The 17,346-nt window shown below is 49.5% G+C and carries 13 protein-coding genes; 4 read left to right on the top strand and 9 right to left on the bottom strand.

Annotated elements, in window-relative coordinates; genetic code table 11:
* Positions 1–63: 63 nt before the first annotated feature.
* The gene (locus BN3656_RS02210) at positions 64–558 is read right to left on the bottom strand and encodes a DUF6106 family protein (RefSeq protein ID WP_066543648.1); all 495 of its coding nucleotides are present in this window, start codon (positions 556–558) and stop codon (positions 64–66) included.
* Between the two features lie 126 nt (positions 559–684).
* Between BN3656_RS02210 and feoB the strand changes: the two genes are divergently transcribed.
* The 4 genes from feoB (at position 685) to BN3656_RS02190 (ending at position 7,030) form a co-directional block, all read left to right on the top strand.
* Positions 685–3,003: a ferrous iron transport protein B gene (gene feoB, locus BN3656_RS02205; protein ID WP_081422811.1), complete on the top strand. Its 2,319-nt coding sequence runs from the start codon at positions 685–687 to the stop codon at positions 3,001–3,003.
* A 98-nt stretch (positions 3,004–3,101) separates the two neighbouring features.
* Positions 3,102–4,730 carry a VanW family protein gene (locus BN3656_RS02200; RefSeq protein WP_066543646.1) on the top strand — a complete coding sequence of 543 codons (1,629 nt, stop codon included), beginning with the start codon at positions 3,102–3,104 and terminating at the stop codon, positions 4,728–4,730.
* A gap of 17 nt (positions 4,731–4,747) precedes the next feature.
* Complete coding sequence (locus BN3656_RS02195) at positions 4,748–5,674, top strand: LysR family transcriptional regulator (RefSeq protein WP_066543643.1); 927 nt, start codon at positions 4,748–4,750, stop codon at positions 5,672–5,674.
* Between the two features lie 168 nt (positions 5,675–5,842).
* Complete coding sequence (locus BN3656_RS02190) at positions 5,843–7,030, top strand: iron-containing alcohol dehydrogenase (RefSeq protein ID WP_066543641.1); 1,188 nt, start codon at positions 5,843–5,845, stop codon at positions 7,028–7,030.
* Here BN3656_RS02190 and BN3656_RS02185 read toward each other — a convergent pair.
* The 8 genes from BN3656_RS02185 to BN3656_RS02150 form a co-directional block, all read right to left on the bottom strand.
* Entirely contained in the window at positions 7,027–7,629 is a 603-nt protein-coding gene (locus BN3656_RS02185; RefSeq protein WP_066543638.1) for a hypothetical protein, read from the bottom strand. The genes BN3656_RS02190 and BN3656_RS02185 overlap by 4 nt on opposite strands.
* A gap of 136 nt (positions 7,630–7,765) precedes the next feature.
* Entirely contained in the window at positions 7,766–9,106 is a 1,341-nt protein-coding gene (locus tag BN3656_RS02180; protein WP_066543636.1) for an aminotransferase class I/II-fold pyridoxal phosphate-dependent enzyme, read from the bottom strand.
* A 397-nt stretch (positions 9,107–9,503) separates the two neighbouring features.
* Entirely contained in the window at positions 9,504–10,025 is a 522-nt protein-coding gene (locus BN3656_RS02175) for a CBS domain-containing protein (RefSeq protein WP_066543635.1), read from the bottom strand.
* Between the two features lie 163 nt (positions 10,026–10,188).
* Complete coding sequence (locus BN3656_RS02170; protein WP_066543633.1) at positions 10,189–10,965, bottom strand: M23 family metallopeptidase; 777 nt, start codon at positions 10,963–10,965, stop codon at positions 10,189–10,191.
* Between the two features lie 42 nt (positions 10,966–11,007).
* On the bottom strand, positions 11,008–11,997 hold the full coding sequence (locus tag BN3656_RS02165) for a SpoIID/LytB domain-containing protein (protein WP_066543631.1): 990 nt from the start codon (positions 11,995–11,997) through the stop codon (positions 11,008–11,010).
* A 62-nt stretch (positions 11,998–12,059) separates the two neighbouring features.
* Positions 12,060–13,100 carry a M42 family metallopeptidase gene (locus tag BN3656_RS02160; protein WP_066543629.1) on the bottom strand — a complete coding sequence of 347 codons (1,041 nt, stop codon included), beginning with the start codon at positions 13,098–13,100 and terminating at the stop codon, positions 12,060–12,062.
* Positions 13,087–16,122 carry a glycoside hydrolase family 3 C-terminal domain-containing protein gene (locus tag BN3656_RS02155; protein WP_347460578.1) on the bottom strand — a complete coding sequence of 1,012 codons (3,036 nt, stop codon included), beginning with the start codon at positions 16,120–16,122 and terminating at the stop codon, positions 13,087–13,089. Before BN3656_RS02155 ends, BN3656_RS02160 begins: the two co-directional genes overlap by 14 nt.
* Positions 16,119–17,216, bottom strand: coding sequence for a P1 family peptidase (locus BN3656_RS02150; protein WP_066544019.1), 1,098 nt, complete (start codon positions 17,214–17,216; stop codon positions 16,119–16,121). The genes BN3656_RS02155 and BN3656_RS02150 overlap by 4 nt, the downstream gene beginning before the upstream one ends.
* Positions 17,217–17,346: the final 130 nt, after the last annotated feature.

The following is a 17,346-nucleotide window of genomic DNA, read 5'->3' as shown; positions in this document are numbered from 1 at the left end:
CCCGTTATGATTCATTGAATTTACTAATAGGATTCCATCAGTGACCCTAATATTTTGTTTCTCTTACTTCACGAATTTACGCGGAAATGTATGGCGCATGGCTGCCAGCATCTTTTCATTGGGCTCAATAAGAACTTTCATGGTGTCGGCTCCCTTCTGATACATCAGCGCATAAACTTCAGCACCCTGCTTTCCGGAGGTACAGTCCATAACCTTCATCCCCTGCTTGGCATAATCCTTCAGCATATAGGAATCCACCGGAGCGATCAGCTGTACATCATCCTTTTCACAGTCAAAGGCCTTTTTCCGTCTGGCCTTTCCCAGAATCCGGTCAATCCGCAGACCGCCCTCAGCAAACAGATACTCATATTCCACACTTAAATTCAGGAAAATAAAATAGGTACCGATACCTGCTGCTGTCATGATCACAACTCCGATCACCGTCTGCAGCGCCAGCAGTACGGAAAAGGCGCAGACAAGCACCATAATGATCTTTACCGGAAGGGCATAGATAGGATCCTTGCGCTTTACCAGCCATTCAATGTAACTTTCTTCCATAGCAAAACTCTCCTGTTGTCATTTTTTCTTCTTATTATACACCACTTCACCGGTTATTTCCAGTCACATTTTCCCGCCTGAACCATACTGTAATAATAAGAACAAACACGGGCAGGTATACGGATCGTGAATCCTTTCCTTTCCTTAAATGATATACAACCAGGGCAGACCGCCCGGGTAACGGAACTTCTTGTTTCCGGAGCCATGCGCAGGAGGCTTATGGATCTGGGGCTGACTGCAGACACACAGGTAGAATGCCTGGGCGTAAGTCCTTTAGGTGACCCGGTCTCCTACCGGATCCGGGGTGCAGTCATTGCCATACGGCGTGAATACAGCCGCCAGATCCGGGTGGATGGAAACGAAAATAAGAACCAATTTTCAGTGGCTCTGTCCGGCAACCCCAATGTAGGAAAAAGCACCCTTTTCAACAGCCTTACCGGCAGCTCCCAACACACGGGCAACTGGGCCGGGGTTACAGTTTCCTGTTTTAAAGGAAGCTGCTCCTCAAAAAAATACAACTATGTTTTCGCAGACCTTCCGGGAACGTATTCTCTTATGGCTCACTCTGCTGAAGAAGCGCTTGCACGGGACGGCATCTGTTTTGGGAACTGTGATGCCGCTGTGGTTATCTGTGACTCTACCTGTCTGGAACGGAACTTAAACCTTGTCCTGCAGATTCTGGAAACCGGAATTCCCGCCATGGTCTGCGTCAATTTCATGGACGAAGCAGCGAAAAAAAACATACGCATTGATCTGCCGGCTCTCAGCCGGGAACTTTCTGCTCCTGTCGCTGGAACAACTGCAAGAAAAAAGCGCTCTCTGGAACATTTTTTAGATCGGCTGGATGAAACGGTCGATCATCCAGACACAGAGCCATTTCATATTTCCTATGACGCAGCTGTAGAACAGGCCATTTCCATGCTTCTGCCCTTTACAGAACCACTCAGCAGCCGCCTTTCTCCCCGCTGGCTGGCCTTAAGACTCCTTGAAAATGATCCCGGCCTGCTTCGCTCTTTAAATACCTTTTTAGGCAGAGATCTGTCCGAGGATGATGCGTTATGTCAGGCTGTCCGCCAGGCCCGGTCACACCTGGATCAGGCTGGGATCTTTGAGGATGATTTAAAGGACCGAATCGTATCCGGCATCGTAAATACTGCGGAGTCCATTGCTTCCCGCACGGTCTCCCTTCCTGAAAAACCCTACGGCAAAAGGGATGCTTTTTGGGATCGCATCCTGACCGGGCGGCTGGCCGGATATCCGGCTATGATTGGTCTTTTGGCGCTCATTTTCTGGCTGACGATCACAGGAGCCAACTACCCTTCCGCCCTGCTTTCCTCCCTCTTTTTCTCCTTTCAGGAAAAACTTACCGCTGCTTTTATGGCAGTCAATGCGCCCCAATGGCTCCACGGGATTCTGGTTCTGGGTGTATACCGGGTACTGGCCTGGGTTATCTCTGTCATGCTTCCGCCCATGGCCATTTTCTTCCCTCTCTTTACCCTTTTGGAAGATTTTGGTTATCTGCCCCGGATCGCATATAATCTGGACCGTCCCTTCCAATGCTGCAAAGCCTGCGGAAAACAGGCCCTTACCATGGCTATGGGCTTTGGCTGCAATGCAGCCGGAGTAACGGGCTGCCGGATCATCGACTCGCCCAGAGAACGGCTCATCGCCATTCTTACCAACAGCTTCGTCCCCTGCAACGGCCGTCTTCCGGCCCTCGTAACTCTGATCACGCTGTTTTTTACAGGAGCTTCGTCCGCAGGTCCTATTTCCTCTCTCCGTCCTGCCCTGATCCTTACTTTTTTTATCCTTACCGGTGTTGCCGCCACCTTTTTTGTATCCCGCCTTCTGTCTGCCACGGTCCTTAAAGGTGTGCCTTCCTCTTTTACTCTGGAGCTTCCGCCCTACCGCCGACCTCAGATTGGAAGGGTAATCTGGCGCTCCATTTTGGACCGCACCCTTTTTATTCTGGGCCGTGCCGCCGCGGTAGCGGCTCCTGCCGGGCTTGTGATCTGGATTTTAGCCAATGTTTCCATTGGAGATATCAGCCTTTTGGCACGCTTTAGCGGATATCTGGATCCGATCGGGCGCCTGATGGGGATGGATGGGGTAATCCTTATGGCATTTATCCTTGGGCTTCCGGCCAATGAAATCGTGATCCCCATCATTATCATGGCCTATACCTCTCAGGGAACCCTGATCGAACCAGGAAATCTTTCCGACCTTCATACGCTCCTTATCTCTCAGGGCTGGACCTGGGTCACTGCCCTTTGCACCATGGTATTTTTCCTGTTTCACTGGCCCTGTTCTACTACCCTTATGACGATAAAAAAGGAAACCGGAAGCTTAAAATGGACCTGTCTGGCCGTTCTTCTTCCCACAGCCTGCGGCGTTATACTGTGCATGGCAATTACTGCCTTCTCCCGGCTCTTGACTTTCCTTTAAGGTACCTATATAATAATTCCCAGTATTCACATATGAATAATATGATACCAAACTGCCAGGCAACCCGGTATCAAAACTATGTATATCCGGAGTTTAGAATGACAAACCATTACGATCACAGACAAAACAGAACCTCCCGCTCCTCCTACCGCGGCCCCAGAAAAAGCCGCCGGCCTGCATCTGAAACGGAGAAGGGAAACTCCCTTCTTCCCCTTGCTGCCGCCGGAGCGGGAATCTTTCTTTTAGCCGCTGTCTCAGCCGTCACTATTTCCCATTTTAAAGGGAAACCGGCTGCGGGCAGCCATGAAACCTCGCTTTCTGAAACAGATGCCTCGCTTACCGCGCCTGCGGTAACGGTCAACGGCATTTCTCTGAACGGCTTAAGCCCGGATGAGAGCTTTGAAGCCTTAAACCAGCTTTTTCCTTGGGACATGAAAGCAGAATATGGAGAAGAACAGCTGGCTGTGGAAAATCCTTTATCGTCCCGGCTGAAGGAATGGATTAGAACACTCTGCCGTTCCTCCCAGTCCGGAGATCTGACCCTTACCCCTGCAGACCTGATAAACGAAGAATTAAAAAAGGAAATTTTAATCCAGGCAGAAACCTTTGCAAAAAAGTGGGAAACTGCACCTAAAAACAGCGGTCTGGATTATTTTGATCCACAAAAAGGAAGCTTTATATTTACCGAAGGCTGCTCCGGCATTGAAATTGATGAACGCCGGCTGGCTGAGGATATTCTTTCCGCTATCCGTGAAAACCGGCTGGATGCAGTAATCCCCGTTCATTCCGCAGACGCTGCCCCGCCTCTCTCCAAGGCCATGGCAAAAGAGCAGTACACAACCATCGCTGCCTTTACTACGGAAACCACCAGCAATCAAAAACGCAACACAAACGTACGGCTGGCAGCAGAGGCCTTAAACGGCACCATTGTACAGCCCGGCGAGGAATTTTCCTTTAATCAGGCAGTGGGCCAGCGCACGGCTGAAAAAGGCTATCAGGAAGCAGCTGCATACAGCAGTGGCGCTGTGGTACAGGAAATCGGAGGCGGTGTCTGCCAGATTTCCAGTACCCTGTACCGGGCAGCGTTTAATGCGGGAATGGAAATTACCTTCCGCCGTTCTCACACCTTTGAACCAAACTATGTGACTCCTGGACAGGATGCGGCCATCAGCTGGGAACAGCCGGATTTCCGTTTTGTAAACACCTCCAGTGCCCCCATTGGCATCCGGGCCAGCTATGCGGACCGCAAAGCCACTGTATCCATCTATGGGCTCCCTGTTTTGGAAGAAGGCGTTTCCTGGGATCTTTATTCTGAAAAGGTGGAGGAACTGCCTCCTCCGGAACCGGAATATGCGGAGGATCCTTCACTTGAACCCGGAACAGAAAAGGTGGTAAAGGCAGCGGTTCCCGGCAGCCGCTGGGACACCTATAAGGTAATATCAAAAGACGGGGAAGAAAGGGAACGCATACTGGATCATTCCAAAACCTATAAAGGCCATGCTGCGGTTATCCACAGAAATACTGCTTCTTCAGAAACTTCAAAGGCGGAGCAAACGCCTTCGGCTGCTCCCTATGAGACCAAAACAGGCCCTGAGCATCCGGCTTCTTCCGATCCTGCTCCAGCCGAAACGCTTCCCTCCGATGCTCCGTTCGTAGACGGAATGCCGGACAGCTATACTCCAAAAACAAACCCTATCATCCCTTTTCAGCCAACGACTTCCTCTTAAAAGAAGGCAGGTGACTCATGAATCTTTCCTATTTAAAATACGCAGTAGAGGTAGAAAAAACCGGCTCTATCACCAAAGCCGCCCAGAACTTTTATATGAATCAGCCCCACTTAAGCAAAATCATACGGGAACTGGAGCGGGAGCTGGGAGAAGATATTTTTGACCGGACCAGCAGGGGCATGATTCCCACTAAAAAGGGCGAAGAATTTCTCCGGTACGCCAAAACCATCATGGCTCAGGAGGAACAGATCGAAGCCCTCTGCGCCCGAAACCGCAAACAGGCTCTGGAGCTTAAGTTCTGCGGCCCCAGAGCCACATATATCACCTGTGCATTTACGGATTTTCTCTGTGAAGCCAATACCAAATCCCCGGTAAATATCCACTATATGGAAACGAACTCCAGACAGGTCATTGAGCTGGTATCTTCCAAGGAATTTGATCTGGGGATCGCACGCTGTCCTGCTTTATATGAACCTTACTATAAAAAGCTGCTCCAGGATGAAAATCTGGACTCCTGCCTTTTATGGGAATTTTCATCCCTGGTTTTAATGGCTCCGGATCATCCTCTGGCAGGCAGATCCGGCCTGACCTATCTGGATCTGGGAAGCTCTCTTGAAATCATCCAGGGCGATTCCTCCAATCCCTCTTTTTCCTTTGAAATCCAGGAAACTTCAGCCACAGGAGGCGATTCCAGCCGTTCTGTGTCCGTTTATGACCGCGGAAGCCAGTTTGCCCTGCTGCGCCGTCTGCCCGGAGCCTATATGTGGACCTCTCCCATTCCCTACAGCGAACTGTCTGCCGAAGGCCTGATCCAGCGTCCCTGCGCTTATCCCGGAAATCTGCACAGGGATCTTCTGATCTTTCGAAAGGGCAGCCGCCGCTCTTCGGCGGAAACCGAACTGATCCATAGTCTGAACCGCATCGTAAGCCGGCTTTCGGACTGATTTAAGCGCTCCCTTCTCCCTCACAGTCTCCGTTCTGATAAGGACAAACTGATAAAGGATATCCATTCCGGCATACCTGTATTCCATTTTCATATCTACCCGAACCTCTTTTCCCGTGATATTCTATATTTGTTAAATAAATATCATTCTTCACAGGAGGTTTTACTCATGAGGTTTACATTACCAAGAGATCTGTATCACGGAAAGGATGCTCTGGAGGCATTAAAGACATTAACAGGAAAGAAAGCGATCGTTGTAGTAGGCGGCGGCTCCATGAAGCGTTTCGGTTTTCTGGATAAGGTAGTTGCTTACTTACAGGAAGCAGGCATGGAGGTTCAGCTGTTTGAGGGAGTTGAGCCGGATCCTTCTGTAGAAACCGTTATGAAGGGCGCAAAGGCTATGGAAGAATTCCAGCCTGACTGGATCGTAGCTGTAGGCGGCGGTTCTCCAATCGATGCTGCAAAGGCTATGTGGGCCTTCTATGAATACCCTGAAACAAGCTTTGAGGATCTGATCACACCATTCAGCTTCCCAACCCTGCGCACAAAGGCAAAGTTCTGCGCTATTTCCTCTACCTCCGGCACCGCTACCGAGGTAACTGCATTCTCCGTTATCACGGATTATGCAAAGGGGATCAAATATCCTCTGGCTGACTTTAACATCACACCGGATGTAGCAATCGTAGATCCCGCTCTGGCAGCTACCATGCCAAAGAAATTGACTGCTCATACAGGTATGGACGCTATGACTCATGCGATCGAAGCGTACGTTTCTACCCTTCACTGCGAATATACCGATCCGCTGGCACTTCATGCCATTGAGATGATCAACGAGTATCTGGTTCCATCTTACAACGGAGATATGGATGCCCGTGCCAAGATGCATGACGCACAGTGTCTGGCCGGAATGGCATTTTCCAATGCTCTTTTGGGAATCGTTCACTCCATGGCTCATAAGACAGGCGCCGCATACTCCGGCGGCCACATCGTTCATGGCTGTGCAAACGCAATGTATCTGCCAAAGGTAATCAAATTCAATTCCAAAAATCCTGAGGCTGCCGAAAGATATGCAAAAATTGCAAAATTCATCGGACTGGCCGGCAGCACCGATCTGGAGCTTACAGACGCTCTGATCGCCCGCCTGCGCGAAATGAATGAGCAGTTAGACATTCCAGCCTGCATTAAGGATTACGAAGGCGGAATCATCGACGAAGCTGAATTTATGGAAAAACTTCCAAAAGTAGCTGAACTGGCAGTAGGCGATGCCTGCACCGGCTCCAACCCAAGATCCATCGATCCGGAGCAGATGGCAAAACTGTTAAAGTGCTGCTTCTATGATGAGGAAGTAACCTTCTAATCTCCCCTGTTTTCAGGGAATGATCTTTGGTTATGCACCAGGATCCGCTCAACCAAACCCAGATATCCACAAAAGGCAGTGGTTACATACACTTCCAAAAGGCCTGTGATAAAGCCGGAGGCATACCACAGTACAAGAGCCGCTGCCGCAAGCTCTGCAAACAGCCAGAGTATCGGAAGAAACGGGTTGGGATCTGAGCGGATCTTTTCTTTTAAAAAGGAAAGCAGGGACAGGGCTAAAAGAACAGGAAAAGAAAAGGAAAAAATCACATGGAGTAAAGAGGCCTTTGGAAAATGCTCCGGATCATAGGGGATCCATACGGATATAGCCAGAAGGATACAGGCTGTATACAAAAATCCCCTTCCTTTAATGCCCTCATATCCGCCCAGAGAAAACAGATATCTTATATAGAAAAAACTGTAGCTGCTGACAAACATCCCCCAGGCATACAGCCAGAGTTCCATACCGGGACTATTCCCGATGACCGAGATATTACTGTCCAGCCAATCCTCCCGGCAAGCCAGCCACAATGTAGCTCCCGGAACCACAAAAAAGGTAACAAAATCCCATTTTCCAGTATAAATTCCCGCTTCTTCCATCAATCGGCTCCTTTCTGAGTCATTCCTGCAGCTTTTCTCTGCCCGGAAAACCATCCGTGAACCAGTCATTCACGCACACAGGGAGTTCCCCGCCGAAACGGTGAACTCCCTGTTAGTATCTGAAGCTGTTTTATTTTTACTCTGGCAGTTGCTGGTCTGCCTCTTTTTTCTTTACAGGCTGTGGATTCTGCTCCATTTCCTTTAAAAGCTTCTCTGCGCTGGTAAGCTTAACACACAGGGCAAAGAGCTCGGTAGCCACGATTAGATCTCCCAGAGGCGGATAAGTTGGTGCAATACGGATATTGCTGTCATGGGGATCCTTTCCATATGGATAAGTAGCACCTGCGCCTGTCATCACCACGCCTGCCTTCTTGCACCGTGCCACAATATCCTTAGCACAGCCATCCAGAGAATCAAAGGAAATGAAATATCCTCCCTTGGGCTTAGTCCATTCTCCGATCCCAAGACCGCCTAACTCTCTTTCCAGAATTTCTTCTACTGCCTCAAACTTTGGACGGATAATATCCGCATGCTTTCTCATATGCTCCACCATACCATGGATATCCTTAAAGAAACGCACATGACGCAGCTGGTTTACCTTATCATGTCCAATGGTCTGATTCTTTAACTGGGCCTTGATATCCTCAAGATTATTATGAGAGGTAGCGATTGCTGCAATACCAGAGCCTGGGAAACTGATCTTGGAAGTGGAAGCAAATTTATATACCAGATCGGGATTTCCTGCCCTCTTGCACTCTGCCAGGATCTCAATCAGGTGATCCTGATCGTGGTCATATAAATGATGAACGCCATAAGCATTATCCCAGAAAATACGGAAATCAGGCGCTGCGGGCTCCAGTCTGGCAAAACGGCGCACTGTCTCATCTGAATAGGAGTATCCCTGAGGATTGGAATACTTTGGCACACACCAGATGCCCTTGATCGCCGGATCAGAAGCTACAAGACGCTCTACCATATCCATATCCGGACCCTCAGAAGTCATAGGAACATTGATCATCTCAATACCGAAATATTCTGTAATAGCAAAATGACGGTCATATCCGGGAACGGGGCAGAGGAATTTCACCTTATCCTGCCTGCACCAGGGAGTATTTCCCATAATACCGTGGGTCATGGCCCGGGAAACGGTATCGTACATTACATTTAAGCTGGAGTTTCCATAAATGATAATCGTCGAAGGATTTACCTCCATCATGTCTGCCAGGAGTTCCTTGGCCTCATCAATACCTGTCAGAACACCATAGTTGCGGCAGTCCGTTCCATCCTCACAAGTCAGATCATCGTCGCTGCTGAGCACATCCATCATACCCATGGAAAGATCCAGCTGGTCAACGCTTGGCTTTCCTCTGGACATATCCAGCTTTAAATCCCTGGTCTGAAACTCATGGTACTTTGCTTTCAGCTCTCTGCGAAAAGCCGTCAGTTCCTCTTTGCTCATCTCTGCATATGGCTTCATAATTTCCTCCTCATATTCCTCTCAGGGCATCGCAGATTCAGCTGAGCCGAACAAACTCTCATCTGAAACCGGCAGATACGCCTTGGAGTGTATTTATTAGACATACATCTGTCAGCCACTCTCTTACATTTTGCTGCATTGTAATAAAATATACACCAAAGGCTTCATTCCGTCAATACAAAATTTTCAGATATTTAATAGCGGAATAACCGCTCATTTCAGGACAGCGAAAAGACCGGTCGGGGAACCGGTCTTTTCAGGAGAAGGTATTTCGTTTCTTATGGGGTGTAGCAAAACTATATAATGTATTGGGGGGGTTACGTCTATTATAATAGCATATCCGCCCCTAAAAGTGTGCACAAACTTTAAAAAATGTCTTTTTTGTTTTTATGCATTTTCACATCATTTTTTCGTTCGCTCGTTCTTTCTCTGATTGAAATGCAACAGCAGAAGCCACATCCCGCTTCTTGTTCTCTGCATAGCCCGATCCGCAGCATGCCTTTACATCTTCCTGGGCCTGCTGGGTCTTCTTATAAAAATACTGGATAATGTCCTTCCGGGTAATAATGCCGATAAAACACTTCTGATCATCTAACACCGGAACAAAATTCTGATTCAGTGCCTTTCCCATCAGATCCTCCATATCAGCGCCTGCCTTTACAGGACGGTTGTCCAGACGCCGGTGGATCGCTGTGATCGGGATCTTTTCAGCCCCCTTCAAGTCCAGATGATACTGATTTTTAATTCCCCAGAGCAGATCCCCTTCTGTAAGCGTTCCTATGTAGCGGCCCGTACGACTGATAATAGGGATGGCAGAATATCTGTGGTGCTCCATCTTTTCCAGGGCCTGGCGCAGTGTGTCATCCTCATTGATATAAGCCACCTCACTCTTGGGAGTAAGGAAAAATAATATGTTCATTGTTTCACTCCTCTTTTCGTTGTTATATTTATTATACAATAATGACATGAAAGTGCTATGAACAAATTCTTAAATTTTATAAAATTCATTCCAAACTTTCCCATTTTCTCAGCTTCAAACGAAAAGAGCCCGCCCGGTTTTATGTCTCCGGACAGGCTGGGCTTCACTCCATGTGGTTTAGAGGATCCACCGTTTCCCCCTTGTGCTTTAATTCAAAGAATACATTTACTCCCTCTACGGAATAATACTTGGTAGGTTCGGCTACATATCCTAAAGTCTGGCCTGCTTCCAGATATTCTCCCTCTGCGGCAGAAATCTCCTTTAACTGTCCGCAGACAGCGGTGTACTCATTTCCCAGATCCAGGACCACATAATTTCCGATTTCATCGCTGACTCCCACTTCCGTTACCCTGGCATTGGCAGGAGCAGCTACCGGAGCGCTCACATCCGACTGTATTACAATGCCGGGATTACATTTGTACTGATCCAAAGTGGGAAAATAGATTGTCTGATCCATGCTGTAATCCAACAGCACGTTTCCCCGGACCGGCCATACCATGGAGCTGGATTCCGTAAAGTTTAAGGCCAATGCATGAGCCGCTTCCTTTCCGGCTCCTGCCTCTGCTGCCCCATCCTGTTCTTTCGCCTCTGCAAGCAGATCATTCCCTTCATTGGGATTTTCCCCTGCGTCGGCTCCAACCGTTTCTTCCCTGTCTTCTTCCTGTGTTTTTTCTCTGGCGTCATTGGCGCCCGCCATCTGCAGCGCTTCCTCTGTAGGCGTATTTTCCTCCTCTGCCATATGGAGCATGGGGTCATTGGCACTGTTTTTCCCTTTTTGTACGGTCATAATTCCTGCTGCGGCTACCATAGTCAGCAGTCCTAATACCAGCATCACGAGAAACAGCTTATCCTTGAGCATCTGATTGACTTTCTCTTTCATCTTTTTATCACCTCGGTAGTATTCTTACCGGATTTAGGTGACTTATTCAGAAGAAAATGAAATGCCTGTATAAAAATATTCCAAAATTGCCTCTGCGCTCCATCCATCCTCTGCCAGAGCCTGAGCCTCCGTCTGGCTTAAGCCCCAGCCATGCCCCCTTCCCCTGACCGTAAAACGAACATCACTGCCATGACGGTTCAGTTCAAAGCAGGCAGACGGAAGGCCCAGAGCCAGGCGGACTTCTTCCCCGTTAAAGGGAAAGCCCCCGATCTGAAGCTGCAGTGCATACCCGGCTTCGTCTCTTGAAATAATCTGCACCTGTTCGGGAAATGCTTCCGGCGGTATGGTACGAAACGATCCATCCCCAGCCGGAATTGCGGACACACGCTTTGCGGCCTCTTCCGGCTGCATGATCATTTCCTGCACAAATCCCTCCTCCTCAGGATCATGGACACAGGATACGGAAGCCAGATAGGGATGTTCCTCATCTCCCGGACGGGTAAAACCGGTCGTCGTGTGCGTAAATAAAGGGTCAATAAAATGGCCCTCCCAGGTAAGCGTAACCCCTCCTGTCTCTCTGGCTGCCTTCTCAAACCGGCTGTAATATTCAGGAAAAATTTCTGTCCCCCAAAGCGGCTCCATCTGATTATTTCTATTTTTTTCCAGTCCAAGGGAAGATTCCGGTATTTCCTCCTCAAGACCCATCTGTTCCATCTGGCGGCAGATATAGGTCCTTGCCAAAATGGTCTGGGCTTTTATCGCCTCCGGATGAGACTCTGCCGAAATCTGTCCTGCCACCACAATGGGAAGATACGTTTCCAGATCTACCGTTTTTTCCGGTGGATCTTCCATGTCCATGCGGATTCTGCGAAAAGACCGTTTTTCCCGGGAATCAGAAGCCCAAGCAGCCGAAAGAGCCTCCTGTTCCTTAAGCCCGCCGGGCTTTGCCAAAGAAGTGCCTAAAAGAGCCATAGAACAGCCATAGGGAACAGACAGCGACATGATCAAAATAAACAGGATGCGCCTGTCCATAAAAAAAGAAGCTCCTTTTTTATCCTCTGGATATTATATGGAGCCTCCCTTTTTCATATTCCCTATCCCAGATATGCCTGGATCAGACGGAATGTATTGCAGACGCCGTCCTTATGGCTGCGCTCATAACCATGGGACGCGTAAACGCCGGGACCGATCAACGCATGGCGGATGTCATGACCAGAGCGGAGCGTGGTTTCCACATCGGAGCCATAATGAGGATATACATCCACAGCATAGCCGATCTCATGCTCCTTCGCCAGCTCCACCAGCCGGCAGACAACCTCATAATTGTAGGGGCCCCCGCTGTCCTTTGCACAGATCGAAACCTCATGCTCCGTACAGGTAAGTCCGTCTCCCACACAGCCCATATCCACCGACCAGGCCTCTATAACGCCTTCAGGCACAGAAGCAGAGCCTCCGTGTCCCACTTCCTCATAAATGGTAAAATGCGCATATACATGGCGCTCAGGAACCACCTTTTCCTCCTTTAAATACCGTCCGTATACCAGCAGGATCGCTGCAGACAGCTTATCATCCAGAAAACGGCTCTTGATATAGCCTGAAGCTGTAACCCTGGTCCTCGGCTCAAAGCATACATAATCACCTGCCATGATCCCCAGCTTCACGGTATCCTCTTTTGTTTTTACACATTCATCCACTAAAACCTCTACTGTATCCCAGCTGCGCTCCGTTGTTTCGTAGTTTCCGTTCACATGGACAGACGCATTGACAAGCTGGCAGACGCCCTCATAGACGTTCCCTCCCTTTGTAATGATGCGCACGTTTTCAGCCTCTGCATTGGCAGGCTTCATGCCGCCGATATTGGTCAATTTAAGGCGGCCGTTTTCCTTGATCTGGGAAACCATACCTCCAAGGGTGTCGCAGTGGGCTTCCAGAAGGATGCCGTTCTCATCCTCTTTTCCTCCAAAGTCAGCAATCACTCCGCCTTTTATGGTCCGGCGGGCCGGAATCCCCAAAGCGGCAAACTCCTTTAATAAATACTCCGTCACATAATAGCCATATCCGGAAGGACTGTCGATGGCTAAAAGCTTCTTTGCCTGTTCTACGGCATATTCTGTATATTTCTCAAACTGCATCATTTTTTCTCCTTTTTTTCTTATTTTTCTTTGGACGGGCCTGACCAGGCATAATCCAGAATTTCATGGCAGGATAACTGATCGCCACCTGAGCCAGGATATTAAGCCCGTTGGCACAGGTAGGAGCAAATGCTTCAGGGACTCCCAAACCTGTAAAAAGCTTCTGGCTCCAGGCCGGCAGGGCAGCCGAAAGGATCACAAGAAACACTGCCAGAAGGATATATCGGGGCGCTGCCCTGCTAAATGCGGCATCGGATCGGAAAACCCAGTTTTTCTGAACAAAGAAATTTACCATCTGGGCCAGAGCTGTGGCTGTAAGAAAGCTTAGAAAACCGCAAAGCCCCAATGCATCTTCCCCATAATCAAATATGAAAAACCGGAAGGGAATGTCTGCCAGCCCCTTAAAAACCCAGCCTGTACACAGCCACATTACCACAAAATTAGTAATGGTAGCACAGTTGGAAAGAAGATTAAACAACATAAATTCCCACAGCTGCGGATGGGCTTTGCTCCATGGGTTTCCCACATTCGGTTCCGTCTTATCCTCCGGCGCCGTCTTACCTTTCAGCGCCTGCTCATACCGCCTCTCCAGACGCCTGTTTTTTAAAAATCCCCTTATAAAGCCAGTGATACCGTAAAAATGGCGGCCGTTTGCCGCATAGGTTAACGATTCGGCCATTTCCATGGAAATCCAGCCTCCTGTCATCTTCGCCATGGCCCGGAACGGCATATTATACTGAAAAAGGGTATTTAAATCAGGAATGCCTTTCTTCTGCGCGTTCTCAAGGCGGTGCTTTAAAATCCGGCATATCAGCCTTGCCAGCGGACTTTTGGCATAATACATCTGGCAGAGAGCATCGTTGATCCCCAGTTCCCCCTTCCAGCTTCCGGCCGGAATGGGACAGCCTAACAGGCGCTCGTACTCCTCATCCGGCACAGACCGGATCCGGCCGGAAGCATAAGAGGGAAGCTCGTTCACCTCCCATGGAAGGCTGTCTGTGGTTCCCTCCTGAAAAACTTCCCCTTCCAGACGGATATCCGTAAGCCCGGAACCAATGCTGATGCGGTAAAAACCTCCTTCCCTCTCCCACTGTCCGGTTCTTCCGTTCCAATACCGGAAGGTCATAGAATCAAAGGGAAGAAACACCTCTTTTTTCTCCCCAACCTTTAAAAACACCTTGCAAAAGCCCTTTAATTCCCGTTTGGGCCGAAAAACACGGGCTCCGGGAAGGCCTGTATAGAGCTGAATGATCTCTGCGCCGTCCCTGCTGCCTGTATTTTCAAGCACAAAGGACACCCCCTCAGGTGTGATCTTTAAACCGCTGTAGTCAAATTTTGTATAGGACAGTCCAAAGCCAAAGGGAAAACGGATTGGAACGCCTGCTGTGTCATAATAGCGGTATCCCACATAAATCCCCTCCCGGTACTCAGAATTTCTCTCTTTGGAAGGATAGTACTGAAAGGACGGGGTGTCTTCGTATTTCACCGGCCAGCTTTCTGCCAGCTTTCCGCATGGGTTTAATTTTCCTGAAAGAAGGTCTAAAACGGCGCCGGCTCCCGCCTGGCCCCAGAATCCTCCGTAAAGAAGCGCCTTTAGATGGCCCTCCCAGGGCATTTCCACCACACTTCCTGTACACAGAATCCCTACAACCGGAAGCTCCAGGCGGGAAAGCCGCTCTAAAAGGTGAATCTGATTTTCCGGTATCCTAAGATGGCTGCGATCCATTCCTTCCGTCTCCCAGGCTTCATTGAGCCCAAAGAAAAACAGGATCTGATCTGCCGTTTTTGCCAGGTCAACAGCCTCTTTTTCCAGCGCTGCATCCTGCCTTCCATCCCGGAGATATCCTCTTGAAAAACCGGAAACAGTGATTCCCATTTTTTTCCATTCAAGCCCCGTCTCCCCCTCCAGACATTCCTTTACAGAATCCACCTTCCAGGCATTTACCATGGAAGAACCGGCCCCCTGATACCGGGATTCATAGGCAAAATCGCCGATTACGGCAATCCGGGTACCGGATTTAAGAGGCAGGGTATCCGTTTCATTTTTTAAAAGCACCACACTCTCTGCACAGGCTCTGTGCGCCAGATGGTGATGGGCTTCATAAAGCGGTTCCCTCTCCGGAGAATTCTCTGGCATTTTATTTTGTTTGAACATTTTCTTCTGTCCAGGGAGCAGGTTCAGGATCTCTTCCACCCGTTCATCCAGATCCTGTTCCGTAATCCTGCCTTCCTCTACTCCCTTTAAAAGCGCTGCGGCAGAGCTTAAGCCGGGAGCCGGCATTTCCAGAGAAGAACCGTTTTTCACTCCGGCACAGTGATCGTTCGAGCCGCCCCAGTCTGTAATGACGGCTCCGCAAAAGCCCCACTCTTTTCGCAGGATTTCCTTTAAAAGATGGGGATGTTCATTGGCATAGATGCCGTTTACCTGATTATAGGAAGTCATGAGCGCCCTGCATTTTCCCTCTTTTATTGCGGTCTCAAAGCCGGTGAGATAGATTTCCCGCAGAGTTCTCTCATCTACCACCGCGTTCATCGCCATCCGCCGCAGCTCCTGGCTGTTTACTGCAAAGTGCTTGGGGCAGGCAGCGATTCCCTGGCTCTCCACTCCGCGGATAAAGGCAGCCGCCATTTTTCCGGAAAAATAGGGATCCTCGGAAAAATATTCAAAATTCCGGCCGCAGAGCGGATTTCTCTTGATATTTAATCCCGGCCCCAGAAGAATATCCACACCCTGATCTGCGGCTTCTTCCCCCAGGGCAGCTCCGATCGCTTCCTCCAGCTCCTGATCCCAGCTGCAGGCCATAAGGGAAGGGCACGGAAAACAGGTGGCCGGAAGGGATGGATTCAGGCCTAAATGGTCTCCCGTTCCGGCCTGGCGGCGCAGACCGCTGGGGCCGTCGGAACACACCATAGAAGGAATCCCCAGTCTGGGAATATCCCTGGTTTCCCACTCTCCCTTGCCACCTAAAAGCGCCGCCTTTTCCTGTAAAGTCATACGCGGGATCAACGTCTTATAGGAATTCAATGAATTTCTCCCTCCTGGGACAGAATGTCACTCAGGCTGCGGTAGTATTCCCCCTTCAGCCCCCTCGTTTCCCCTGCCGCTGCCATGGAATTGAGAATCGCTTCCTCTTCTGCCTCTGCTGCTGCCAGAAATGCACGGTTGATGGTCTCCTCAGGGATGGCAGTCAGGGTACGAAGCTCTTCCTCTTCTCTTCGGAGCCCTTTCGTTGGAACACGGTTCGCTGTAGTAAAGCCGATCATCACTTCCCCGCTTCCGTGGCCTGTGTAGGCGCCTGTACGGGCAATCCCCACTCCCAGACGGCGGATGATACGGGTAAGCTGCCTGTCTGTCACCGGAAGATCCGTTGCCAGAATACTCATAATGGATCCCTTATCCTGTTCAGAAAAAGCCGTCTTTTTCACCGGATCCTCTGCTTCATTTCCATACTTTTCCAGAATTTCCCGTCCAAGGGGTCTGCCGTCAACCATCAGATCTTCCGTTGCCCCGAAATTGGACTGAACCAGCACGCCGATGGTATACTCCTTCTCTCCCACCTTTATGACTCTGGAAGATGTGCCGATCCCGCCTTTTAAGCCATAACAGATTGTTCCGGCTCCGGCTCCCACATCCCCTTCCTCCGGATCTTCCCCGGCAGCGTCAAAGGCTTTCTTTACCTGCCCTGCCCCAATGGCCCTGAGGGAAATCCGGTTAATGCGGCTGTCATTGCATTCTCCTACCACGGGATTGATGCTTAAAGCCTCTGCACCGTCATTTTCACACTGCCTAAGCACATATTCTGCCACAGCGTCCCATACTTTCCCCACATTCAGCGTATTTGTAAGGGCAATGGGAGTTTCCAGCGTACCAAGTTCCTGAATCTGTATCAGTCCGCAGCTTTTTCCAAAACCGTTGTGCACATAGGCGGCCGCTGTATAAGGATTTAAAAAGGCATTATCCGGCCCCGGAAGGATCACTGTAACGCCTGTATGAACCTCTCCTTCTTTTACGGTACAGTGTCCTACCCGCACTCCAGGAACATCCGTTATCTTATTCCTCTTTCCCGTCTTTATCCGCCCCGGCATGATACCATAATCCCGAATCCGTTTCTGTGTCATCACTCTTTCCTGCCTTTCCTTCTGCTCATAATATGCTGTCCCCAGTATACCGTTTTCCCTGTGTTTTGTAAATGTTTTGAGATATCTCCCTTGAGTTTCCGCATTTTGCAGTGCGCCCTGGAGCCTGCTG

The sequence above is a fragment of the Clostridium sp. AT4 genome (assembly GCF_001517625.2).
Taxonomy (GTDB): domain Bacteria; phylum Bacillota; class Clostridia; order Lachnospirales; family Lachnospiraceae; genus Enterocloster.
This window is presented reverse-complemented; position numbering and strand designations above follow the sequence as displayed.